This window comes from Sphingomonas crusticola, assembly GCF_003391115.1.
Taxonomy (GTDB): domain Bacteria; phylum Pseudomonadota; class Alphaproteobacteria; order Sphingomonadales; family Sphingomonadaceae; genus Sphingomonas_I; species Sphingomonas_I crusticola.
Genome location: NZ_QTJP01000001.1, coordinates 2,422,375 through 2,447,083, shown reverse-complemented (window position 1 = coordinate 2,447,083; position 24,709 = coordinate 2,422,375). Strand labels below are relative to the sequence as shown.

Sequence of the window (24,709 nt, the reverse complement as noted above, 5' to 3'; positions counted from 1 at the left end):
CCCCGCCTCGTGGCTGCCCGCGAGAGAAACGACGCTCTCGCATAGCCGCGACGGGGCATCGATCATGCCTTGCGGTCGGCTTCGAGCACGCCCGGCCAATCGGCTCGGTCGTGCGCGTCCATTTGGCGGGCGAGGGCCTTGCCCACGGCGAACGCAAGACGAGCGGCTTTCACCGCCTCGGCATGGTCGGATTGGTCGCTTCCTTGAGGTCCACGAGCGCGTGGTCGGAGCGGCCTTTATGTTTGGAAGCGGCGGTGCTTGTGAACGTGTCGAGATCAGCGGCGATCCGCGAGACGGGCTTGCGTCTGAGCCCGAATTGCGTCGATCAGGTTCCCGATCGTCAGGTTGACGTCGATGCGGTGCAGCCCCCAGTCGGGCAGCCTCCGCCCGTCAATCACGACGTCGCCTACGATCGCGTTGGTGCGCCGCCCGCGGGGATCCGGATGCAGGGTAATCGCCAGGAAATTGTGGTTCGCCTCGCTGCGGCATTCCGCGCTGAGCAGCCCCGGCACCTTGACGAACGGCTCGCGAACGGTCGTCGGCGGGTTGGTCCACGGGCCCTGCTGCTCGCCGCTGGCGGTCACCATCTCGGCGCCCGAGCCAAGGTAAGCGTGGAGCGGGGCGGCGCCCCCGGCCAGGGATGCGGGATTAACGCATGCCGCTTCGAGCCCTGGCCCTGCCGACGCTCCGAACACCCGCCCGTCGGGCGGCGGGGGGCTGTCGGCGCGGAACGAGGCGAAGGTGATGACACAACCGGTCTGCTGAGCGGCGCGGCAGAGTGGGATCGCCTTGAATTCGCCGCCGACGGCCTTGCCCACAGGGACCTGCAGCCGGTATCCGGCGAGTATCACCGACAGCAGGCGGTCTTGCACCGGCTTCCCCTCGATCTCGTTCTTGATCAGTTGAGCGAGGAGCGCGGAACCCTGAGAGTGACCGATCAGGACGACTGCCCGGCCTTGATTGTCGTGAGCCAGGTAATAGTCCCAGGCGCGCTTCACGTCTTCATAGGCCATGGCACGGTCGGTAGGAATCGGTGCGCCGCGCATATTGGCGTGCAACGCCGCCAGCGTTACCTGGCGGTACAGCGGCGCATAGCGGCGGCAGACCGCGCCAAACCGAGCGAACTGCTGATTGACGACGGCCACCTCCTCCCGCCCGACATGCATGGTCGCGTTCCCGCCGGGATCGAGTGACACCGTGGGGTACACGTAGAAGCAGTCGACCGGAGCCTGTGGATCAGCCCGAAAATGCTCCACGCGTGTCGACCCGTCGGCGCGAATGACCAGTGCGTCTTGGTTGGAACGTCCACAGACGTCAGACGCCGCAGGCCGGTCGGGGCGACAGAGCCAAGCATCCGGCCGGCTATAATCCGGGGAGGCGACGGGAGCCGGCGTGGCGCTGGCCGGGGAAGACAGCAGCGTGACGATCGCGAAGGCCGCTCCTGCCAGTCCCCGCGAAGCGCGGTTCACGACATTACGGGCCGGATAGCGGACCCCCTTCGGGTGATGCATCGCGCCGCTCCTTGGTCATATGTTCTTCGCAGGGTTGTGGCATTCTCCGCTTCGCCCTGTCAAATTCACTATGCAGAGAGATAATATCTTGATGCTTTTCCGACGGCGGGCGGCGCACGGCCGCGCACGTCCGCACCGAGCTCGGGCGCTATGGCGCTCGCTCTTATAGCTCCAAACGAAGCTCATATCTGGTCACGACCGCGCGCAAATGTGGTCGCCTGACTATAGTGAAGATGGGTAAGCCCCCGATTACCCATGTGATTCACTCTCGCGTGAAATAATGATTGCAATTGCGGGGGCGGCGCATCTACATTTTTCTCATCGTGCCGAAGAGCGCGTTGGGTGGAGGATGTGCGATGTTAAAGGCAGTATTGTTATGCGGTGCCGCGTCGATTGCCCTGCCGTCGGCGGCATTCGGTCAAGCCACAACGACCACGGCGACGGCCGCTAATCCGTCCGTCGTCGGCCAGGCTTCTCCCGATCAGGCGCTTGATGGCGCGCAGCAGGACACCGATGGCGAGGTCGTCGTGACCGGGTCGCGCATTGCCGCGAACGGCTTCCGGCAGCCGACTCCGGTGACGGTCGTGGGTCAAGCGGAGATCACGCGGCAAGCCCCGCCGACCATCGCAACCTACCTGAACCAGCTGCCGTCGTTCGGTAATGCCACGTCTGCCCGCAACCCGGCGATCAACGTCGCGGGGGGCGGCGCAGAATTCGTCAATCTCCGCAACCTGGGCGCCACACGGACGCTCGTCCTGCTCGATAACCGGCGCGTGGTTGAATCGACCACCGCTGGCGGCGTCGACACCGTGACGCTGCCCTTCGGTCTGATCAAACGGGTCGAGGTCGTCACCGGTGGCGCCTCGGCGGCGTGGGGTTCGGACGCGGTCGCAGGCGTCGTGAACTTCGTGCTCGACCGCGATTACAAGGGCCTCGGCATCAACGTCGAGAGCAGCATCACGCAGCGCGGCGACGCGAGCTATGTGAAGGCGAATCTGACCGCGGGTCACAGCGTCGCCGAGGGCAGAGGCCATTTCGTCGCCGAAATCGATTACTTCAATCAGCGCGATGGCGTCGATCTGATCGACCGCGATTTCTTCAAGAGCCGGGCCGTGGTGAACAACCCGGCCTATACCGCCACCAACGGGCAGCCCCGGCAGATCACGATCAGCAACGCCGGCCCGTCAAACGTGTCGCCGGGCGGCGTGATCACGTCCGGAGCCCTGCGCGGCATCCAGTTTCTCGGGTCGTCCGGCACCCCCGCGCCCTATAATTTCGGCACTCAGTCGGGCCTCGTCCAATATGGCGGGGATTTCGACAATACGGTTGGTCTCGCGCGGTCGATCTCGACGCCGCTCAATTACACAAACGCCTTCGCGCATGTCGACTATGACGTGCTGTCGAACGTGAAAGCCTATGTCGAGGGGTTCTACGGAAAGACGAATTATGACGAGAACGGTTACCTGAATTATTTGCGCCAGGGCAACATCACGATCAATTCCGACAATGCGTATCTCGATCCGACGCTGCGCAGCCGCCTGCTCGCGGCCGGACAAACGTCGTTCAGCCTAGGCAAGGACACGGTCGATTTCGGCCCCCCAAGGTCGCACAATGCGCGCGAGGTGTGGCGGGTGGTCGCCGGCCTGGACGGGCAGATCGGTTCGACCTGGAAGTGGCATGGTTACTATACGCACGGCGGATCGACGACCAACCTGTACGCCTATAACGACACCATCATCGCCAATTTCAACAATGCGGTGGATGCGGTCCGCAATCCGGCCACGAACGCGATCGTCTGCCGCTCGACGCTGACCAACCCCGGCAACGGCTGCGTGCCGCTCAATCTCTTCGGCGTCGGCGTGGCGTCCCCGGGAGCGATCGCCTATACGCACGGCACGGCGTTCCAGCATTCGGTGGTGAAGCTCGACGTCCTTTCGGCGGACGCGTCGGGAACGCTGTTTGCCCTGCCTGCGGGCGACGTGTCGGTCGCGTTCGGCGGCGACTATATCAAGAACCAGGCTTATTCCACACAGGACGAATTGGCGCGCGCGCGGGCCTATGCCGTGCAGAATTTCCAGCCCTTTTCGGGGCAGCGCAACATCAAGGAAGGGTTCGTGGAAGCGGTCGTTCCGCTCATTCACGACACGCCGCTGGCCCAAAAGCTGGAGTTGAACGCAGCCGGCCGCATCACCCATTACAGCACCAGCGGCAGTGTGAAGACCTGGAAGGTCGGCATTTCCGATCAGGTGTTCAGCGACCTGCGTGTGCGCGCGACGCTTTCGCGCGATATCCGCGCGCCGACCCTCACCGACCTTTTCTCGGGCGGCACACTTACGCAGCAGCCCGTGTTCGACACGCTGACCAACAAGACCTATCCGCAATATACCAATGCGACCGGGAACCCTGCCCTCAGGCCTGAACTGGCGGACACGGTGACGGCCGGCATCATCTACAGCCCCAGCTTCGTGCCGGGCTTGCAGCTCTCGATCGATTATTACCGTATCAGTTTGAAGGGTGCGATCACGTCGATCAGCGCGGGGCAGGAACTGGCTTTCTGCAATGCCGGACAAACGCAATATTGCCAGTATGTGCACCGCGACGCGAGCCAGGCCATCCTCTCGATCGACACGGTCCCGTTCAACGCGGCCAGCCTGAAGACGCACGGTTGGGATTTCGAGGCCGATTACCGGCACGGTCTCGGCCAGGGTCAGATCATCCTGCGGGGACTGGCATCCTACGTGCCGGTGTTGCGGCAGGTCGATGCGCTCGGCAACGTGACCGACCTGGCCGGTCAGGTCGCGGACCTCAATCCCGGCGAGCCGAAGTTCAAGGCGAACGCGTTCGCCACCGTCGAGCAGGGGCCGTATTCGCTAACGCTGAACTGGCGCTATGTCGGCCCCGCAAAATTGCAGAACAATTGGGTTAGCGGTGTCGACGTCGACGATAACCGCGTGAAGAGCTTCATGACGTTCGGCCTCACCGGCATCGTACGTCTCGACGGGCGCGGGGCCTATGCGCTGACCTTCGGCATCGATAATCTGTTCGACCGCGATCCCATCGATCTGCCGGTGATACCTGCGACCGTGCAATATTCCGCGCCTGGCCTGGGCGGGCGGTTCGACCTGTACGATCCGATCGGACGAAGCTTCCGCATCGGCGTCCGCGTCAAGTTCTAGGCCGAATCGAGGAATCCAGCCCTGGGGCGACGGGATCTGATGCGCCACGCCATCAACAATCACTCCCAGCGGTGATCGATCGGATCAGAAGGCGGCCGCCCGTGGGAATGAGCCTGACGACGGCGCTTCCGTTGCAGCGGATGCCGGCACCGGCATAATGATAGGTGACGCGATAGCTGTTACCCGACAGCGCTGAAACGCCGGTCAGCTGCAGCGGCGTCGAGAGTCGTCCATAAAAGCGCGAGATGGCATCCGGAGAATAGGCCCGGCTGGACCGCTTGGCGGGGACGACCTGCGCGGACGCGAGTTCGCCATTGCCGGCGCCAAGCGCATTGTAAAAGGTGCGCACGGTGTCTTCGCCCCGCGAACCCTCAGGCGGCCCGCCTGCCGCGGGTGCGGCCACCGGGAACTGCCGCGCGACGGTTCGCCTTGCCTCGACCGCAGGCATCGGCAGCGGACGCCTATCCGTGTCCGGGGCCTGGCGAAACGTCGCGGCGGTTTCCACCGGGGTAGAGCCAGCCTCTCCATCGGAACCGGTTGCGGTCGGAGCGTCCACGTCGACAGCTGGTAACGGCCGAAAGCTGGCATCGGCGAGGTTGAACGCGGCCAGCTTGCCGACAATCGGTTCTGCGCCCTGAATTGCGTAGACGAGCCCGCTTGCATCCGCTGCGCCCTGGGCCGTGTAGGTGATGTCGGCCTGCAGCCGGTGCTCGCCGCCAAAAGCCGGCGCCGAGCCGGGTGGAACATCGAGAATGAAGCGGCCGCGACAGTGCGTCAGATCCAGCGTCGGCTCAAAGCCAGTAACCACCGGATCCTCCATCCGGACGAACGCAAACTCCTCCAGAGTCGCCAGACGGGTCGGGTGACTGACACCTTGTCGACTGGCCTGACTAAAGATCGCGCGCTTCATGCGATCATACGCAATGGTGGAGGCGCAAGCGTCCTTGTGCCGCTTGGCTTCAGCGCGTGTTCGTGCCGTTTCGGCAGGCGCTTGCGGCTGAACCTTGCTGCACGCGCCGACTGCCAGGCCAAGCGCCAATGTGCCAACCGCCCCGCCCGACAGAGCCAATTGTCTGAGCATACTCTGCCTCCACGATCACGATCGGTCTTAACCCGGCACGGCTGCGAATGTTCAGATAGAGGCGGCAGCAAGCGCGGGGCGGGAAGGATCATGCGTTGATGGGCTAGGCCAGTGGCTGGCACTGGGGAGCGTGACGGTCAGTATGAACTCGGCGTCTGGTCGGGCTGCGCGCTCACCATGGCACCCGCCGCGCGCGCGTGGGCATCCTTCAGCCGCGCAACAGACAATCGACAGCCATTTCGGCCGCCGTTAAAGGACAACGAAATACGGGGGCTATATGCAGCAGGGAAATCCGGGCGCCTGGGTCGGCTACGCCGTCTCCGCGATCATCATCTGCGTGGTGTTGTTCTTCCGCTTCCGATCAATGCGGCGTGTGCAGAAGTTGCGGCTCGAACGGCTGTGGGTAGTGCCGGCACTTTATGCGCTCGTGACCGCGACCGTCTTGTACCAGTCAATGCCCAAGGGCGTGCAGTGGCTCTATGTGATGATCGCGCTGGGCTTCGGCGCGCTGCTCGGCTGGCGGCGCGGCGCGCTGATGCGGATCAATGTCGATCCCGAAACGCATGAGCTCAACCAGCAGGCCTCGCCCGCGGCGATGCTGTTCATCCTGGTGCTGATCATCATCCGGCAAGGGCTGCGGATGGAAGCCTCTACCATGGGCTTCAACCTCGCCTTCGTGACCGACCTGCTGGTCGTGTTCGCGCTCGGCCTGTTCGCGGCGACGCGGCTGGAGATGTTCCTGCGCGCGCGTCGCCTGCTCGACCAGGCGCGTGCCGGCGCTTTCAAAGCATGATCATGGCCGGACGTGCCCGATGGGCGATCGACCCGGCGGAGCCCGCATTACTGCGCACGCCGCATCGCTTCGGCCAAGGCGAAGGATCCGAACCTTCCGACGCCGGCCCGGCGCGGCGATGACCAACGGTAAGCGCGCGGTGCGGTTCGGCAGCACGCGGTTGCCCGGCAAATGAAGACGCTGACAATCCTGGCGACCGTCGCGCTCGTCGTCGCCGCGGCAGCCTCCAAGGCCCAAGAAACCTTCACCAATCCGTTGCTGCCTGGCGGGCCGGACCCCTGGATCGTGCAGGATGGCGGCATTTATTATTACCTCAACACACTGGGCAACCGGATCGACATCTGGAAGACGCGAGACATTACGAAGCTGGCGCAGGCCGAACGCAAGACGATTTGGACCCCGCCCGCCACCGGACCAAACTCAATCTCGATCTGGGCGCCGGAGCTGCACCGCATCGACGGTCGCTGGTACCTCTATTACACCGCCGCCGAGCGTGGGCATGACGATGACGATCATCGCGGCATCTTCGTGCTGGAAAATGATGGCGTCGATCCGACCACCGGCACGTGGATCGACCGGGGCCGGCTGAGCACACGCTATCACGGCATCGACGGCACCACCTTTGCGTATGAGGGCAAGCGCTATTTCGTCTATTCGCCCTATGTCGGACCGGACAGCGACCTGGCCATCGCGCCGATGACCAATCCATACACGCTTGGCACCCCGGAGGTGATCATCGCCCGCCCCGACAAGGATTGGGAAAAGCAAGGCGGCCGCCAGATCCTGGAGGGCCCGGAATTCCTGTTGGGGCCGAAGGGCGACCTGTTCCTGACCTATTCGGCCAGCGCCTGCTGGTCCGACGATTATGCGCTGGGGCTGCTGTCGGCTCGGCCCGGCGCCGATCCGCTCGATCCCGACGCCTGGACCAAGGCTGCGCGACCAATATTGGCCCAGTCGGCGCGTACCGGCGTCTACGCTCCCGGTCACAACGGGTTCTTCACCTCGCGTGACGGCAAGGAGCATTGGATCGTCTATCACGGCAATTCCGCCGCCGGGATGAAGTGCACCGCTGCGCGGGCGCCGCGCATACAGAGATTTGACTTCGATGCGGACGGCCGCCCCTATTTCGGTGAGCCGCTGATCGGCCCGCTGGCCAAGCCGAGCGGTACGCCGCGCGCGACCGGGAATAAGCCGAGTTCAGGTCGTACGCCGGTGGGACGGATGCGGCGCGCAGAAATTGAAGGATGAAAGCAACGTGCGAAAGCTACGCGTTCATCCGTAAGTGATCTGTCATGCTAAATGTGTCGGCGTCGGAATGCCCGCGTTCCGTCGCCAACCCCTAGCGATCCTCGTCCGGGTCCTTGTAGGCGAAGGGGTCGTTCGGCTCGGGCTTGGTCGGGAGCGTCTGGCGCGGCAGCGGCTGATCGCGATTGGCGGCCTCCAGCAGCATGCCGGCGAGCACGACCGCGCCCTGGCGCATGTCGTCGGCCTTGAGATGATCGTAGGTGTCGATGCTGGAATGGTGGACGCGGCTGCCATAATCGAGCGGGTCCTGGATATATTGGAAGGCGGGCAATCCCACCGCGGCGAAGAATTCGTGATCTGTGCCGCCGGTGTTGCCGGCGACAACCTTCTCGACGCCGAGCGCGCGGAACGGCGCGATCATGTCGTTGAGCGCGGGAACGGCGGCCAGATTGCCCTGCGCATAGACGCCGCGCAATTTGCCGGAGCCGTTGTCGATGTTGAAGTAAGCGGCGAGCTTGTCATAGTCGGCAAGCTTGGTGACCGGATAGCGGCGGAAGGCGAAGTAATAATCCTCCAGCCCCGTGGTGCCGGCCGGCGCGGGCGGGCGCGCGGCGATATGCTGCTCGACATAGGCCTTGGAGCCGAGCAGCCCCTGCTCCTCGCCCGACCATAAGGCGAAGCGGATCGTGCGGCGGGGACGGACGCCGGTGGCGCTGAGGATGCGCGCCGCCTCCATGATCATCGCTGTGCCCGCGCCATTGTCGGCGGCGCCATCGGCGGCGGCCCAGCTGTCGAGATGCGCGCCGGCCATGACATAACCCGCGGCGGGATCGCTGCCGGGAATGTCGGCGATGATGTTATAGGCCTTGCGATCGCCGTCGTGGAAATGGGTGCGGCTGTCGATCTCGACCGTGACATTGCCGGTCTTGGCGAGGCGGGCGAGACGACGATAATCCTCCGCCGCGAGCTCGATGCCGGGCAATGAAGTGCCCTCGGCAAATTGATAGCCCTCGCCGTGGAGCAGATAGCCGTCGGAATAGGATTCACGCACGCGTGCCACCGCGCCTTCGGCCTTGAGGAAGGCATCGATCGTGGCCTGCAGCCGGACCGACTTCATCCATTTGGGCAAAGCTTCCGGCCCATGATCGGGCTGCTCGAACGTGTCGAGCTTGGCGATCTCCTCGCCGGTATAACGACGGAAGGCGGGCTTGGCCGGCTCCGAGCCGGTACCGGGCAGATCGACCAGCACGATCTTGCCGGCGAGCTTGCCGCGCCAGGCGGCGAGATCGGCCTCGCGCTTGACCGGCGCGACCACGATCTGCGCGGTGACCGGGCCGGCGGTGGCGGGCGTCCAGGCGATCGGGATGGCGCGCAGCGGCAGCACGCGCGGCTCGATCATGCGCACGCTGACCGCCTCGATCGTCCAGCCGCGGCCGAAATCATAGCCTTCGGCATGGACGTTGGTGAGGCCCCATTCGCGATATTTCTGCTGGGTCCAGGCCTCGGCCGCGCGCATTCCGGGCGAGCCGGTCATGCGCGAACCGATATGATCGTCGAGCCATTGCGCGGTGACCATGATGCGCGAATGGTTGAAGCCCTCATCCATGATGCGATCGATCGCAGCGGCATCGTCGCGATGGGGCGCAGGCTTGGCGTGGAGCGGCGCCAGCAAGGTCGTCGCGAGCAGGAACGTGGTGAGGGAAGCGCGCATGGAAGCTCCACCAGAGAGGGCCGCGAGCGGCCGATTGGCGAGGTTATGCATGGATAATCGGCACCGTCCAGCCGAGCGCCGAGCCGCAGCCCGGCGAATGGGCGCCGCGCACCCGGGACTTGCGCCGCGAGCCGCTTCCGTCGCAGTTGGCGCACAGGGAGAGCGAGATGATGACGGGCGGAAAATGGGTTACCGGCCTGGCGGCGGGCTTCTTGGTGGCGATCGCGCCGACTTCGGCGCCGAGCCAGACCAGCGCATCGTCTCGCGCCGCGGGCGGCGAGGGTCCATCGGCCAATCCGATCACCCGCTTCCCCGGCGATGGCGACGGCGCCTATGCCACGCGCCGCTATCGCAACCTGTTCGCCGAACAGCTCGGCCGCAGCCCGGCGGAGAGCAAGGCCAAGATCGCACACGCCTTCCAGCAATTCTTCCACGGCGATGGCCAGGAGCAGCGCGTCTATTTCGAGACCGGCGCGAACGAGCATGGCACGCTCGCCTACGTCACCGACTGGGCCAATAACGACGCACGCAGCGAGGGCATGAGCTATGGCATGATGATCGCCGTGCAGCTCGACAAGAAGCGCGAATTCGACGCGCTGTGGAACTGGTCCAAGACCTATATGCTCACCACCGACCCGAAGAATCCGTCGATCGGTTATTTTGCCTGGTCGATGGGCACGGACGGCTCGCCGCGCTCGACCGGAGCCGCGCCCGACGGCGAGGAATATTATGCGATGGCGCTGTATTTCGCCGCCAATCGCTGGGGCAACGGCAAGGGCATCTACAATTACCGCGCCGAGGCCGACACGATATTGCGCGGCATGCGCCATCGTGCGGTCATGACCGCCACCCCGCCCTTCCGCATCCACCCGCAGGACCGGCCTTTCGTCGAGCCCGACACGCCCTGGCCGAGCCCCAACAACCGCGCCGCGCAGGCCGAGGCCGAGAAGGCGGGCAAGCCGTGGCCGCCCCGTCGCCCCCCGCGCACGCCAAGGCCGGTGACGGTCGGTCCGATGGTCGACGAGGCCAGCACCATGATCCGCTTCGTGCCGGAAACGAGCATCGGCGGCACCGATGCCTCCTACCATCTGCCGGCATTTTACGAGCTGTGGGCGCGCTGGGGCCCGGTCGAGGACCGCGCTTTCTGGGCGCGGGCCGCCGACGTCAGCCGGGACTTCTTCGTGAAAGTCGCCGATCCGAGGACCGGCCTCGCGCCCGACCGTAGCCATTTCGACGGGCGGCCGATGCCGGGCTGGGACGGCGAGCCGGGGTCGTTCGCCTATGACAGCTGGCGCACCGCCAGCAATTGGTCGGTCGACCATGCCTGGTGGGGCAAGGATGCGCGCCAGCGCCTGTTGAGCGACCGCATCCAGAGCTTCCTCCATGGTCAGGGCATCAAGCGTTTCGCGGATCGCTACACGCTCGACGGCAAGCCGCTGTCGACCCGCCATTCGGCCGGCATGGTGGCCGCGACCGCGGTCGGCAGCTTCGCCGCGACGCCGGGCGCGGTATCCAAGGCCTTCCTGCAGGAATTGTGGGACATGCCCGTGCCGGCGGGCGAGCAAAGATATTTCGACGGCATGCTCTACCTGATGAGCATGATGCATTGCGCGGGCGAGTTCCGGATCATCGGGCCGTCGGGGCGGATACCGGGCTAGCCAAGCAGGGCGCGCGCATCTCCGATCAGGCGATCGACGGCCGCGTCCCAAGCGCCATCGGCGCCGCCCCGGTAAAGGACATGATTCGGGTACCAAGGGGAATCGATCCGGTCGCGCATCCAACGCCAGTCGGTGTCGACGCCCGACAGCAGCAGGAAGCATCTCTTGCCCATCGCGCCCGCCAGATGGGCCGCGGCGGTATCGACGGCGACGACGAGGTCGAGCCCGTCGACGACGGCGGCGGTCTCGGCAAAGTCGCGCGCTCCGGTCGCGTCGGGAAGCAGGCCGAAGACCCGGCCGGGCAGGCCGTCTCGGAGACGATCCGCGACCGCGTCCGGCAAGGAGCGCCACCGATCCCGCTCATTATTGGGATTGCCCTTCGTCACCAGCCCCACCTTCGGCCCTTCCGGGACGTTGGCCCATCGGCCTGGCGGCGTCAGATAAGGTGCAGCCGGGATCGTGTTGAGCGTCACGCCGAGGCGGCCGGGAAGATCGACCAGGGTCAGCCAGTAATCCGGATCGGCAAAATCGACGGCGCCGTCGGCAGGAAAAATCTGCACATCCGGGAAATTGTGCCGGAACAGCCGCACCAGCAGCGGCGGCGCGAGCAAGGTGATCCGCGCGCCGAAAGCTGCGAGAGCGGGCAGGAAGCGGATGAACTGGATCTGGTCACCCCAGCCTTGTTCCGGGAAGATAGTGACGTGCCTTCCCGCCAGATCCTCGCCCTGCCAACGCGGGAACGGAAAATCGCGCGGGAGACCGTCGGTCAGCCAGGGCACCGCGATCCGTGCTTCGTAGAACGGCCAGGCTTCGGCATAGCGCCCCTGGGTGAGCAGGTTGAGGCCGAGCACCCGGCGCAGATCGGGCAGGTCGGGATGGGCCGCGACCGCGCTGCGTAAAATCGCCTCGCCCGCTGCCAAGTGGCCGGTGCGGGTGCATTCTATCCCCTGCTTGAGAAGCGCCGCCGCCGAGCCTTCATCCATCCCGCACCCCGTATCGTGCCTGACTAACATTGCCGGCACAGCGGATGCCAGCGGCTAGACGCCCTCGGGCATGTCGATCGGCCCGACCACTTCGCGATAGCGGGCGACCGCATAGCGATCGGTCATGCCGGCGATGAAGTCACCGATATGGCGCGTGCGGGCCGGCTCTTCCGTGGGCAGGCGGCCACGCCAGTCATCCGGCAGCGCCTGCGGCTCGGCGATATAGGCTGCGGCAAGCCCGGCAACGATCCTGTGCGCCTGCTCGGCCACCAGCATCTGCTGCGGGTGATGATAGAGTTTGGCATACATGAAGCGCTTCAGCGCGCGTTCGGCGGCGGCCATTTCCGGAGAGAAGGCGATCAAGGGCGCGGGCGCCGCGCGAATATCGCCGATCGAGCGCGGCGTGGCGGCCGCGATCCGGCGACGGCTCTCGTCGAGCAGGTCGGCCACCATCCGCCCGATCTGGTCGCGAATGAGTTCGCCCAGCAAATCGGCGTCGCTGCAATCGGCCCAACGGGCGCGGGCCGCATCCCAGCCTTGCGCGACGAGCGGCACGCTGCGCGCCTCTTCGATCGAGAGCAGGCCGGCGCGGATGCCGTCGTCGATGTCGTGATTGTCGTAGGCGATATCGTCGGCGAGTGCCGCCACCTGCGCCTCGAGCAACGGCTGACCATTGAGATGGAGCGACCAATCGGCATCGATTTCCGCCAGCGCCCACGGCGGATCGGCGACCGGTCCATTATGCTTGGCGAGACCCTCCAGCATTTCCCAGCTGAGGTTGAGGCCCGGATGGTGGAGGTAGGGCGATTCCAGCCGCGTCAGCACGCGCAACGTATGGGCATTGTGGTCGAAGCCGCCGGCATCGGCCATCGCCTCCTTCAGTGCGTCCTCGCCGGCATGGCCGAACGGCGGATGGCCGATATCGTGGGCGAGGCAGAGCGCCTCGGTCAGATCCTCGTTCAGGCCGAGCGCGCGGGCGATGGTGCGGCCGATCTGCGCGACCTCGAGACTGTGGGTCAGCCGGACGCGGAAATGGTCGCCATCCGGCGCCACGAATACCTGCGTCTTGTGGCGCAGCCGCCGGAAGGCGATGGAATGGACGATGCGATCACGATCGCGCTGATATTCGTCGCGCTGGCCGCGGCCGCTGGCCGAGGACAAGGGATGGCGACGGCCGCGGCTTCGGGCGGGATCGGCAGCGAAGGGGGCGAGCGCCATGCGCGGCAGATGGCGTGGCCACCGACGAATGTCGAGGTCAGTCGACCCGCTCGACCGGATCTCCCGCGGCGGTTTCAACGCGGAAGGTGGCAAAGCCTTCCTTCTTGCGATCGCCCACCCAATCCTGCGCTGCGGCCGATGTCGCGAACGGGCCGATCAGCAAGCGATTGGTGAAGCGGTAGTGGGTCGTCCACGGCGAACGGCCGGCGAGTTGCGTCGGCCATTTCGCCTTGAGCTTGGCCCATTCCCTGCCGAGATCGGCCTTGTTGGCACCGCCCGCGACCTGGACCCAGTGACGTGCCGGATTCTTGCGCGCGACCGCGCGCTCCTCTTCTTCCTGTTCCCGCTTCGCCTTGGCGGCAGCAAGCGCATCGGCTTTGCGCTTCTCGGCCGCGCGCGCCTTCGCCTCCAGCTTGGCCTCGGCGGCGAGTTCGGCCCGTGTCGGGGCGGCAGGTGCCGCCGTCTGCGAGGCGCTCGGCATGTCCTCGGAGCGCGATGAACCTGGCGGGCGTTGGGCGCGTGATGGAGCGGGCGCTCGCTCGGCGCGGACTGGAAGCGCGGCCGCGGCCGTTTCGGGTGCAGGCGCGCGAGCCGGCGTCACCGGCGCCGGCGTTGTCGCTGCAGCCTTTACTTCGGCGAAGCTCTGCACGGGTGCGGCCGGTGTGAGCGTGGCGCGATCGACCTGGATCCTGGGTGCCGCAATCACGACCGGCTTGGGTTCGGGAGGCGTTTCGCCGGGGAAGCGGCCGAGATGGATCGCAGCAGCCTTGTCCGCCATCTTCAGCGCGGCGAGGCGGGGCAGATAGGGTCCAAGCGCCGCCACCTGATCGGCCGGCATGACCAGGGCCGCGTCCTGCTGCGCACTGGCGAGGTCGCCGGTGAGGGCATAAACGAACACGCGATCGCGCCAGGCGGGAACGTCCTGCTTGCGCAGCAGCGGATCGAGCGTGGCCAGTGCCGAGACGCGGTCGCCGGCAATGGCCTGGCTCAGGGCAAGCCTGCGGGTGGTTTCGTCGCTGGGGTGAAGGCGCAGGGCGAGCGCGTAATCCGCCTGTGCCCGTTTCGGTGCACCGCGCAGATCGTAGGCGAGGCCGCGATCGGCAGCGATTTCGGTCGGTGGCACGCCCAGCGCGACCGCATCGTTGAACAGCCGCAATGCGGCGCGGGCATTGCCGTTGGCCAGCATCGTGCTGCCAAGCCCCGCCTTGACCTGGCCATTGCGCGAATCGAGCACGTCGGCGCGCGAGAGGAAGCCTGCCGCGGCGTTGGTGTCGCCGACGGCGAGCGCCGCACGGCCGGCGCCGATCAGCGCATTCACATCGTCAGGCGTGGTGGCGAGAATGCGCAGGTAACGTGACAAGGCCTCGGCGGAATCGCCGCGGGCGGCCGCAGCCTGCGCCAGTTGCAACGCGTTGGGCGCCAAGGCCTGGGGCGCCTCAACGGGCTGCAATACCTCTTCCTGCGCCGCTACCGGGGCGGTCAGGGCCAGCATGCTCGCCACGAAAGCGAGCGCCAGGAACATCGAACGCGGGTGCACGCGCCCGCTCAAGCGCGTGGCGCAGCGGCTTGCAAGCATCGCAATTGGGTGCGTCGCCAAACCGTGGCGCGGCGGCGACGAAGCCGCCCTAGAGCCTGATCGTCGGCGGTCGAAGCGCTGTGCGCTTCCGCCGATGGCGTGAATCAGGCTCTATTCAATTGGTGCGACCTTACTGATTGTTCTGGCGGTTGAGGAAACGCGGGATGTCGAGCGGGTCACGCGGCCCTTCTTCCTGCTCCTCGTCGGTCGAGCCGATCTTGGCGGATCCGCGCGCCATGCTCGACATACGTTCGAACAGGGTGCCGCCGCGGGCCGGCGCCGGAGCGGCGGCAGGTGCGGCTTCTTCCTCATTGTCCTGCAGCCAGCGACGCGGGCCGGAACGAGCCGGCGGGGCGGCCGGCGCTTCGGGATCGAAGGCGGTAATCTGCTCATGCTCGGCCGGGGTCGCGCTGACCTGCGTGTCCTCGCCAAGAACCAACTCGTCCTCATCCGCAGCCGGCTCGGGCGCGGCGGCCGGCGCAGCAGGCTCCGCCAGATCGAACGTCGGCGCCGCGGCCGGCTGTGCAGCGGCGGATGGAGTCTCGCTGCCAGGGGCGCGTGCCTCGGTACGGCTGCGCGGCGGGAAGCTGAACGGCTTTGCCGGCTCGGGCATCGCGCCGGTCTCGGCCTCAATGCCAGTGGCGACGACCGACACGCGGATCTTGCCCTCCAGATCGTTGTTGAACGCCGAGCCCCAGATGATGTTGGCGTCGGGATCGACCAGATCCTTGATGTGGTTGGCCGCCTCGTCGACCTCGAGCAGGCGCATATCCTCGCCGCCGGTGATCGAGACGATCACGCCCTTGGCGCCCTTCATGCTGACGCCGTCGAGCAAGGGATTGGCGATCGCCTTTTCGGCGGCCTCGATCGCGCGATTGTCGCCCGACGCCTCGCCCGTGCCCATCATCGCCTTGCCCATCTCGCTCATCACCGAGCGGACATCGGCGAAGTCGAGATTGATCAGGCCCGGCATGACCATCAGGTCGGTGATGCCGCGTACGCCCTGCTGCAGCACCTGATCCGCCATCAGGAAAGCTTCCTTGAAGGTCGTGTTGGGGTTGGCGATCAGGAACAGATTCTGGTTCGGGATCACGATCAGCGTGTCGACATGCTTCTGCAGCTCGGTGATGCCGGCGTCGGCCGACTTCATCCGGCGCGAGCCTTCGAAGCTGAACGGCTTCGTGACGACGCCGACGGTAAGGATGCCCTTCTCGCGCGCCAGCTTGGCGATAACCGGCGCGGCGCCGGTGCCGGTGCCGCCACCCATGCCGGCGGCGATGAAGCACATGTGCGCGCCATCGAGCGCCTTTTCGACCTGCTCCATCGTCTCTTCAGCCGCCGCACGGCCGATTTCGGGACGCGAGCCGGCGCCGAGACCCTGCGTGATCTTCATGCCGAGCTGGATGCGGCTTTCCGCGGGGGAGGCATTGAGCGCCTGCGCATCGGTGTTAGCGACGATGAAGTCAACGCCCTGAACATCCGAGGCGATCATGTTGGCGATGGCGTTGCCGCCCGCCCCACCCACGCCGATCACGCTGATGCGCGGCTTCAGCTCATCGACCTCGGGCCGGAGGAATTCGATCGCCATGTCAGTCTCCAATTCACCGGCGTTACGCCGCATTTTGCCAAAGTGCCCCAAGTGATTCGCGGGTGCGAGAGCTTTTTGGGTTTGGGGCAATCTTTCCTGTTGATCGTTTTCGCTCAGTAGCCGCTGCGCACGGCCGCGATGAGCCTTTGCACCATGCCGGACGGCGACATGCGGGTGATCGATTGGGCATGCGGCACCTGCCTGAGATCGATCGGATCGGACGCCGCATAGAGCACCAGCCCCGCCAAGGTGGCGAAGCTCATGCCAGAATGCGCCTCCGGCATGCCGATCAGACCGCGCGGCCGCCCGACCCGCACCGCGCGACCGAGCACGCTCTGCGCATAATCGGCGATACCCTTCAATTCGGCGCCGCCGCCGGTGAGCACCAGCCGGCGTGCGATCGGTCCGGTGAAGCCCAGCGCCTTCAGCGCCTCCTCGACCGCGGCGAACCAATGTTCGAGCCGCTGGCGGATGACGGAGATCAATTGCGCGCGGCTGATGCGGAGCGGTTCGGCGCCGTCGGGGCCGCCCGCTACCTCGATCATCTCATGATTGTCGCGAGGGGATGTCTGGGCCGAGCCGTGGAAGCATTTAAGCCGTTCGGCCTGGGCGCGGCGCATGCCGAAGGTGGAAGCGATGTCGTCGGTGATCTCACCCGCGCCGATCGGCAGCGAGGCCAGGCCGACCAATAGTCCGCCGGCGAAGAGCGACACGTTGGTGACCCCCGCGCCGAGCTCGACCAGAGCCACGCCGAGTTCGCGTTCCTCCTCGCTCAGGCAGGACATCGCCGTCGCGATCGGCGAGGCGACGATCGATTTGACCGCGAGATGCGCCGAGCGGACGCACAGATCGAGATTGCGGACGGGGGACGGATCGGCCGAGACGACGTGGATATCCACGCCGAGCTTCTCGGCATGGAGACCGAGCGGCTGGCGGACGCCGTTCAATCCGTCCAGCGTGTAGAGCGCGGGCTGGGCATGGAGCACCAGCCGCCCCTCCGGATCGATCGAATTGCGCCCGGCATTGAGCAGTTCGTCGATATCGCGCTGCTCGATGCGCTGGCCGCCGAGCGCGACCTCGACCGAGGCGACATCGCTATAGAGGCCGCCGGCCGAGAAGCTGACCCACACTTCCTCGATATTGGTGCGCGCGATCCGTTCGGCCTGCTCGACGGCCTCGCGCACCGCATGTTCGGTGCGCTCCATGTCGGCGATAAAGCCATGCTTGACGCCGCGGCTCTCGCGCTGGCCGGTGCCGAGCACCTGCAATCCGCCCTCGACCGGCTGGGCGATCAGCGCCGCCACCTTGGACGAGCCGATATCGACGGCGGTGATCAGGCCTTCGGGGCGGGGTTGGGCCAAGCTTCGCTCCTAAGCCTGGGTGGCGCTGGGCGGCGCCGGATCGGTGATGCGGGTGCCGGGATCGCGCGAGGTGCGGATCACCATCTGCTTGGGATCGCGCATGTCGATGCGGACATAGCCTTGCCCAAGCAGGCGCGCTTCCTGATCCTTCTTCACGAACGTCGCCAGTGCCTGGCTCGCCGCGGCATCGCCTTCCGGCAGTGACAAGGTCTCGCCCGACTGGAAGCGGATATCCCAACGGCGCTGGCCGACCCAGGTGGCGCCCTCGATCAGCTGCTTGAGCGGCGCCTGGCTGGCGATCAAGGTACGCAGCGCGCCGATATGAGCCTCGACCCCATCGCCGATCACCAGCGGCAGCTGGACCGGCATGGTGTGCGCGTCGACCGGCGCGAGGATATGACCCTCCGCATCGATCAGCGACAGTTGCTGGTTACGCTGGAGCACGGCAGCGGGGACGCGCTCGACGAGATCGATCGCCAGCGTATCCGGCAGGCGGCGCGAGACACGGGCGTCGGCGATCCAGCCGAGCTGGAGCAATTGCTGGCGCACCTGTGCGAGATCGACCAGCGGCATATCCTGACCATGCTCTTCGGACACGATGCGATAGACGGTGTCGCGATCGACCTGCTTGAGGCCGGTGAGCTGGATGTTGCGCACGACGAAGCCCATGCGGCCCAGGCCGTGGGCGGCAGCCATGCCGGTCATCTGTGGCACGCCCATGACGATCAACCCGGCGACGACCGCCGCCAGGACGAAAAGACCGAGCGTCCAGTTGCGTATGGTGCGAACGAGGCCGGGGGGTAGCGGGATGCGCGGCAGATCGTTGGTCTTGGCGGGCGGGCGGCGGCGCGCGGGCTTGGCGGTACGCGCCGCCGCCGCGCGCCCGCTGCGCGCCGTCACCCGCGCGGGCGCGCGGCTCATGCCAGCGCCTCGTCGATGATTGCCTGGACCAGCCCCTCATAGGTCATGCCGACCAGCTTCGCCTGTTCCGGCACCAGGCTCAAGGGGGTCATGCCCGGTTGGGTGTTGACCTCGAGCAGATAGAGGCCGTCGACGCCCTGTTCGTCGTCCCAGCGGAAGTCGGAGCGCGACGTGCCCTTGCAGCCCAGCAACCTGTGCGCATCGAGCGCCATCTTCAGACAGGCCTGCTCAACCTCGGCGGGTATTTGGGCCGGGCAGATGTGCTCGGTCATGCCGGCCGTATATTTGGCATCGTAATCGTAGAAGCCGCTCTTGGGCCTGAGTTCGGTCACACCAAGCGCGCGATCACCAATTACGGCGGTGGTGAGTTCGCGCCCGCGGATGAAAGGCTCGGCCAGCAATTCGTCGAAATGCGCCCACGGGCCTTCGACGTCGCGGCCGATCGGGTTGCCGTAATTATTGTCGTCGGTGACTATGGCGATCCCGACCGAGGAGCCTTCGTTGACCGGCTTCACCACATAAGGCCGCGCGATCGGATCGCCTTCGAACAAGGTCGACGATTTGACGATCTTCCCCTCAGGCATGCGGATGCCGTGCGGAACGAGCTCGTTCTTGGTGAGCTGCTTGTCGATCGCGATGACGGACGTGGCGAGCCCGGAATGGGTGTAAGGAATGCCCATCAGCTCGAGCATGCCCTGGACCGTGCCGTCCTCGCCGGGCGTGCCGTGGAGCGCGTTGAACACGACATCGGGCCTGGCCTCGTGCAGGCGCAACGCGACGTCCCGATCCATGTCGATCCGGGTGACGCGATGGCCGAGGCTTTCGCACGCCTTGGCGACACCCTCGCCGGATACGAGACTGACCTCGCGCTCGGCCGACCAGCCGCCCATCAGGACCGCGACGTGGAGGCTCATCGGGCGCCCTCCCCCCAATCGTCACCCTGAATTTGTTTCAGGGTCCATTGTGCCACGAGCGACGGCGCCCGGGGCTGGATGGATGCTGAAACAAGTTCAGCATGACGGAGATATTCTGCCGCGCTCATGCGGGTTTCCCCACGCGCTGAATTTCCCATTCGAGCGTGACGCCGCTGCTGGCTTTGACCCGGCGGCGCACCTCCTCGCCCAGTTCCTCGATCTCGGCCGAAGACGCAGAACCGAGATTGAGCAGGAAGTTACAATGTTTCTCGGACACCTGCGCGTCGCCGATCTGCAGGCCGCGGCAACCGGCTTCGTCGATCAGCTGCCACGCCTTCTTGCCCTCCGGATTCTTGAAGGTCGAGCCGCCGGTGCGGCTGCGCAAAGGCTGGGAAGCTTCGCGTTCGGCAGCGATGCGGTCCATCTCCGCGCCGATGGCGGCTTTGTCGCCGGGGACGCCTTCGAACAAGGCCTCCACCACCACCGCCCCTTCGGGCAGATCGGAATGGCGATAGGAGTAGCCAAGCCGGGCCGCGGGCCAGGTTTCGATGCGGCCGTCGCGCAGCACCAAGGTCGCCTCGATCAATATGTCGCTGGCGTCGCGGCCATAGGCGCCGGCATTCATCCGCACCGCGCCGCCGACCGTGCCGGGAATGCCGCGCAGGAATTCGAGGCCGGCGATACCCGCGTCCCGTGCCGCACTGGCAACGGTGATGCCCATTGCCGCACCACCCGCGCGAACGCGGTTGCCCGGCTCGATCGCGGTTTTGGCGAAGGCCTTGGGCAGGCGCACGACCACTCCCGCAACGCCGCCGTCGCGCACGATCAGGTTCGAGCCGACGCCCACCGGCAGCACGGGCGTCGCACGATCGAGGCCCGCCATGAAGCCCGCAAGATCGTTCACGTCGCGCGGCCGCACCAGCCATTCGGCCGGCCCGCCGGTGCGAAACCAGATGAAGTCGGCGAGGCTGCCTTCATGCGTCACGTCGCCATGCAGCGGTGGCAGGGCTTCGCACACCGTCATCGCGACCGCGGTGGTAAAGATCCGTTCGTGCTGAGCGAAGTCGAAGCACGCGGCGCGACGAAGCGCCCTTCGATGTCGCTCAGGGCGAACGGTGAGGTCGGGTAGATCATCCCACGCGCGCCTTGGCGATGGCATCGGCAAGGCCGGCGGCCCATTTGGTGATATCGCCGGCACCCAGGCAGATGACCATGTCACCCGCCCTGACGACTTCCGCCAACTCCGCCGCCAGCGCATCGGCTCCGTCAATAACCTGGGCCGCGCGATGGCCGCGCATCTTGAGCCCCGTTACCAGAGCGGCGGCGTCGACACCCTCGATCGGCTGCTCGCCGGCCGGATAAACGGGCGCCACATAGACGATGTCGGCCTCGTTGAAGGCGGTCTGGAAGTCTTCCATCAGGTCGCGCAGGCGGGTGAAGCGATGCGGCTGGACGACCGCGATCACGCGCCCCTCTGCGCCCTCGCGCGCGGCGGCGAGCACGGCTTTGATCTCCACGGGATGGTGGCCGTAATCGTCGATGACGGTGACCACGCCGTTGTCCATCGCAACCTCACCGACCTTGGTGAAGCGCCGCTTGACCCCCCCGAACTTCGCGAAGCCGGTGCGGATGACATCATCCGGCACGCCGAGTTCGAGTGCGACGCCGATCGCGGCGAGGCTGTTCTGGACATTGTGGCGCCCGGGCATGGGCAGCTCGATCCCCTCGATCGAGCGGACCGTGCCGTCGCGCTTGCGGATGATGCATTCGAAGCGATTGCCGCCCGGGATTGGCGTGACATTGACGCCGCGCACGTCGGCCTGCGCGGAGAAGCCATAAGTGACGACGCGTCGATCGCGCACGCGCGGAATGATCGCCTGTACCTCGGGATGGTCGAGGCAGAGCAGGGCGGCGCCATAGAAAGGGACATTCTCGACGAACTCGACGAAGCTGTCCTTCACCTTTTCGAACGAGCCATAATGGTCGAGATGTTCGGGATCGATGTTGGTCACGACCGCGATCGTGCCGTCGAGCCGCAGGAAGCTGCCGTCGCTTTCGTCCGCCTCGACCACCATCCAGTCTGACGCGCCGAGACGGGCGTTCGAGCCGTAGCTGTTGATGATGCCGCCGTTGATCACCGTCGGATCGACGCCGCCCGCATCCAGCAAGGCCGCGACCATCGACGTGGTGGTGGTCTTGCCGTGCGTGCCGGCGACGGCGACGGTGGATTTCAGCCGCATCAATTCGGCCAGCATCTCGGCGCGGCGGACGACCGGCACGCGCTTTTCCAGCGCGAGCTCAACCTCGGGATTGCCGCGCTTGATCGCAGTCGAGGTAACGACCACCGCCGCATCGCCCAGATTCTCAGCCTTGTGGCCGATGGCGACGGGGATGCCGCGCTTACGCAGCCCCTCGATCACATAGCCTTCCGCAACGTCCGAGCCCTGCACGTTATAGCCGAGATTGTGCATCACCTCGGCAATGCCCGACATGCCGATCCCGCCGATCCCGATGAAGTGGATCGTGCCGATGTCGGTGGCGACGCCCCTCATGCCCGTGCACTCCCGATTGCAAGTGCGCCTGCCGGTTTGGACTTGCCCCGCTTCGTGTCGCCGATCGCGTCCATGACGGGTGTGCGGCCGAAGCCTTCGACAAGGTCGGCCAGGTCCTCGGTCGCGTTGGGCCGGCCACAGGCCTTGGCGTGCGCGGCGGCGGCAATCAGCGCCTCGGGCTCGCCGGTGAGGCTGAGGATCTCGGCGGCCAGCCGCTCGGGCGTGAACTGGGACTGCGGGATGGCGCGGGCACCGCCTTCGACCCCCATCTCATGCGCATTTGCGGTCTGATGATCGTCCATCGCGCTCGGCAGCGGCACGAGGATCGCGGGGCGACCGGCGACGGTAAGTTCGGCGATGGTCGAGGCGCCGGCACGGGCGATGACGAGATGCGATGCGGCAAGCACGGAGGGCAGATCTTCCAGATAGGTGGTGAGCTCGGCGGCGATGCCGAGCTTGTTATAGGTCGCGCGAACGGCCTCGATATCCTCGGGCCGGCATTGTTGCACGACCTTGATGCGCGCGCGCAGCGGTTCCGGCAGCAGGCCGAGGCCCGCCGGCACGACGCTCGACAATATGGTCGCGCCCTGGCTGCCACCGGTGACCAGCAGGTTGAGAGGTGTGTCCACGCCATATTCGGGAAAGCGCGCGCGACCGATCGCCTTGACTTCCTCCCGCACGGGATTGCCGACGAGATGGGTCTTGGCGGCATATCTGGGCTTGAGCCGCTGTACGTCGGGATAGGCGGTAGCGACCGCGTCGACCCGCCGGGCCAGCAATCGGTTGACGCGGCCGAGCACGGCATTCTGCTCGTGGACCGCCGTCACCACCCCGCTGTCGAGCGCGGCGAGCAGGGCCGGCAGGGCGGGATAGCCGCCGAAGCCGATCACCGCGGTCGGCCGCAAATCGCGATAGAGCTGCCGCGCCATTGCGCGGCCGGCGCGGATCCCGACCCAAGCCTTGAGCCAGCCGAGCGGCCCACCCGCGACACGGCCCGCCGGCATGACGTGCGTTTCGATATCGGCGAATAGGCCGGGGATGCGTTTGCCGCGCTCGTCCGTCACCAAAGCGACGCGATGACCCCGGCGCGCCAGCTCACGCCCGAGCGCATGCGCCGGAACCATATGCCCGCCGGTGCCGCCGGCGGCGAGGACGAAATGACGCTGAACCTTCATTTGGCGGCGCCCTGGGCTCCCCACGTCACCACGTAGGGCGAGCGCATCAGATATGGATTCTTGCGAGTGAAGGCGAGCAGCAGCCCGAACCCGATCGAGAGCGCGATCATCGACGAGCCGCCATAGGAAATGAACGGCAAGGTCATGCCCTTGGACGGCGCGAGGTGGACGTTGACCAGCATGTTGATCAGCGCCTGCAACCCGAATTGGGTGACGAGGCCGGCACTTGCGAAGAACAGGAAACGGTCTTCCTCGTGCAGCAATTTGACGAAGGTGCGCACGACGATGGCGAGAAAGATCAGGGCGATGGCGAGGCAGGCGATCAGCCCGAATTCCTCGCCGATCACCGAGAAGATATAATCCGTATGCGGCTCCGGCAGGCCGAACTTCATCGTGCCTGCGCCGGGCCCCGTGCCGATCAGGCCGCCATGGGTGATCGTGCGATAGGCCGAAATCATCTGGTAATCGTCAACCTGCTTGGACGCGTCGCCGATCTTGAGGAAGGCGTTGATCCGCATCGTCGCGACCGGATAGAAGAGATAGGCCATCACGATAGCACCGATGCCGGCGCCGCCGAGCGCGCCCAGCCACTTCATCGGCACGCCCGACAAGGTCAGCAGCACCAGCCAGACCGAGACGAAGATCACGGCTTCGCCAAAGTCCGGCTGCTTCATCAGGAAGACCGTGATCAGGGCCAGCAGCGCGAAGCTGATCGGTACGACCGGCAGCTTGGCGTCCTTCTCCTTGAGCGACAGCAGCCACGCAACCGCGACCACGAACAGGGGCTTGAGGAATTCCGATGGCTGAACCTGGAGCGGACCGAAGAAAATCCAGCGCTGCGCGCCATTGATCTGGGCGCCGCCCAGGATCGGCACCATGATCAGCATCAGCAGGAACAAGGCCGCGCCGACCAGCGCGAGACGGCGCGCCACGAGCTGCGGAAGCATGGACACGCCGATCATCACCGGCACCGCCAGCCCGGTCCAGACCAATTGCCGCCAGAAATAATAGCGCGCGGGCACGGTATGGACGGCATCGGAATAACGCTGCGCCGCTGCCGGTGCCGCCGCGGCGACCGCGATCAGACCGATGCCGATCAGCAATGTCACGAGCAACAGCAGGACGCGGTCAATCTCCCAGAACCAGGTGCCGAGCGCAGAGCGGTCGCCGCGTCCGAAACGCTCGCCGCGTCGCCGCGCACGCGCGCGCCGCCGCACTTCCGCCGGGTCCAACCTTGGTGCCATCG

Annotated in this window: 18 protein-coding genes; 4 read left to right on the top strand and 14 right to left on the bottom strand. The window is 66.1% G+C overall.

Features of this window, described 5'->3' with window-relative positions; translation table 11 throughout:
• Window positions 1–275: 275 nt before the first annotated feature.
• Window positions 276–1,511, bottom strand: a complete 1,236-nt coding sequence (locus DX905_RS11670) for a DUF3089 domain-containing protein (RefSeq protein ID WP_116091494.1) — start codon at window positions 1,509–1,511, stop codon at window positions 276–278.
• A 356-nt stretch (window positions 1,512–1,867) separates the two neighbouring features.
• Between DX905_RS11670 and DX905_RS11665 the strand changes: the two genes are divergently transcribed.
• Complete coding sequence (locus DX905_RS11665; RefSeq protein ID WP_116091493.1) at window positions 1,868–4,687, top strand: TonB-dependent receptor domain-containing protein; 2,820 nt, start codon at window positions 1,868–1,870, stop codon at window positions 4,685–4,687.
• A 52-nt stretch (window positions 4,688–4,739) separates the two neighbouring features.
• Here the strand turns inward: DX905_RS11665 and DX905_RS11660 are convergent, their stop codons facing one another.
• Window positions 4,740–5,768 (bottom strand): hypothetical protein, encoded by a 1,029-nt coding sequence (locus DX905_RS11660; RefSeq protein ID WP_162875581.1) that lies wholly within the window; start codon window positions 5,766–5,768, stop codon window positions 4,740–4,742.
• Window positions 5,769–6,045: 277 nt separating this feature from the next.
• Here DX905_RS11660 and DX905_RS11655 point away from each other — a divergent pair, with 277 nt between their 5' ends.
• Together DX905_RS11655 and DX905_RS11650 are read left to right on the top strand one after the other, a co-directional pair.
• Window positions 6,046–6,561: a CcdC protein domain-containing protein gene (locus DX905_RS11655; protein ID WP_116091491.1), complete on the top strand. Its 516-nt coding sequence runs from the start codon at window positions 6,046–6,048 to the stop codon at window positions 6,559–6,561.
• Window positions 6,562–6,732: 171 nt separating this feature from the next.
• Window positions 6,733–7,809: a glycoside hydrolase family 43 protein gene (locus DX905_RS11650; RefSeq protein WP_116091490.1), complete on the top strand. Its 1,077-nt coding sequence runs from the start codon at window positions 6,733–6,735 to the stop codon at window positions 7,807–7,809.
• 91 nt (window positions 7,810–7,900) lie between these two features.
• Here DX905_RS11650 and DX905_RS11645 read toward each other — a convergent pair whose 3' ends face one another.
• Entirely contained in the window at window positions 7,901–9,517 is a 1,617-nt protein-coding gene (locus DX905_RS11645) for a M20/M25/M40 family metallo-hydrolase (protein ID WP_116092517.1), read from the bottom strand.
• Window positions 9,518–9,684: 167 nt separating this feature from the next.
• Here DX905_RS11645 and DX905_RS11640 point away from each other — a divergent pair, with 167 nt between their 5' ends.
• Window positions 9,685–11,175, top strand: coding sequence for a family 8 glycosyl hydrolase (locus DX905_RS11640; protein ID WP_116091489.1), 1,491 nt, complete (start codon window positions 9,685–9,687; stop codon window positions 11,173–11,175).
• Here DX905_RS11640 and DX905_RS11635 read toward each other — a convergent pair.
• The 11 genes from DX905_RS11635 to DX905_RS11585 all read right to left on the bottom strand — a co-directional run bounded on the left by DX905_RS11635 (window position 11,172) and on the right by DX905_RS11585 (window position 24,707).
• Window positions 11,172–12,158, bottom strand: a complete 987-nt coding sequence (locus DX905_RS11635) for a hypothetical protein (protein ID WP_162875580.1) — start codon at window positions 12,156–12,158, stop codon at window positions 11,172–11,174. The two genes, DX905_RS11640 and DX905_RS11635, sit on opposite strands and share 4 nt — an antisense overlap.
• A gap of 54 nt (window positions 12,159–12,212) precedes the next feature.
• Window positions 12,213–13,376: a deoxyguanosinetriphosphate triphosphohydrolase gene (locus DX905_RS11630; RefSeq protein ID WP_116091487.1), complete on the bottom strand. Its 1,164-nt coding sequence runs from the start codon at window positions 13,374–13,376 to the stop codon at window positions 12,213–12,215.
• Between the two features lie 37 nt (window positions 13,377–13,413).
• A complete protein-coding gene (locus DX905_RS11625; protein WP_162875579.1) occupies window positions 13,414–14,913 on the bottom strand; it encodes an SPOR domain-containing protein in 1,500 nt (499 codons plus the stop codon).
• Between the two features lie 169 nt (window positions 14,914–15,082).
• On the bottom strand, window positions 15,083–16,540 hold the full coding sequence (gene ftsZ, locus DX905_RS11620; RefSeq protein WP_116091485.1) for a cell division protein FtsZ: 1,458 nt from the start codon (window positions 16,538–16,540) through the stop codon (window positions 15,083–15,085).
• A gap of 113 nt (window positions 16,541–16,653) precedes the next feature.
• Window positions 16,654–17,901, bottom strand: coding sequence for a cell division protein FtsA (ftsA, locus tag DX905_RS11615; RefSeq protein ID WP_116091484.1), 1,248 nt, complete (start codon window positions 17,899–17,901; stop codon window positions 16,654–16,656).
• 9 nt (window positions 17,902–17,910) lie between these two features.
• Complete coding sequence (locus DX905_RS11610; protein WP_116091483.1) at window positions 17,911–18,822, bottom strand: cell division protein FtsQ/DivIB; 912 nt, start codon at window positions 18,820–18,822, stop codon at window positions 17,911–17,913.
• Window positions 18,819–19,736 carry a D-alanine--D-alanine ligase gene (locus DX905_RS11605; protein ID WP_116091482.1) on the bottom strand — a complete coding sequence of 306 codons (918 nt, stop codon included), beginning with the start codon at window positions 19,734–19,736 and terminating at the stop codon, window positions 18,819–18,821. The genes DX905_RS11610 and DX905_RS11605 overlap by 4 nt, the downstream gene beginning before the upstream one ends.
• A gap of 124 nt (window positions 19,737–19,860) precedes the next feature.
• Window positions 19,861–20,760, bottom strand: a complete 900-nt coding sequence (gene murB, locus DX905_RS11600; RefSeq protein WP_116091481.1) for a UDP-N-acetylmuramate dehydrogenase — start codon at window positions 20,758–20,760, stop codon at window positions 19,861–19,863.
• A gap of 106 nt (window positions 20,761–20,866) precedes the next feature.
• Window positions 20,867–22,288 carry a UDP-N-acetylmuramate--L-alanine ligase gene (gene murC / locus DX905_RS11595; RefSeq protein ID WP_116091480.1) on the bottom strand — a complete coding sequence of 474 codons (1,422 nt, stop codon included), beginning with the start codon at window positions 22,286–22,288 and terminating at the stop codon, window positions 20,867–20,869.
• Window positions 22,285–23,463 (bottom strand): undecaprenyldiphospho-muramoylpentapeptide beta-N-acetylglucosaminyltransferase, encoded by a 1,179-nt coding sequence (gene murG / locus DX905_RS11590; protein WP_116091479.1) that lies wholly within the window; start codon window positions 23,461–23,463, stop codon window positions 22,285–22,287. The genes murC and murG overlap by 4 nt, the downstream gene beginning before the upstream one ends.
• Entirely contained in the window at window positions 23,460–24,707 is a 1,248-nt protein-coding gene (locus DX905_RS11585; RefSeq protein WP_116092516.1) for a peptidoglycan glycosyltransferase FtsW, read from the bottom strand. Before DX905_RS11585 ends, murG begins: the two co-directional genes overlap by 4 nt.
• Window positions 24,708–24,709 lie beyond the last annotated feature (2 nt).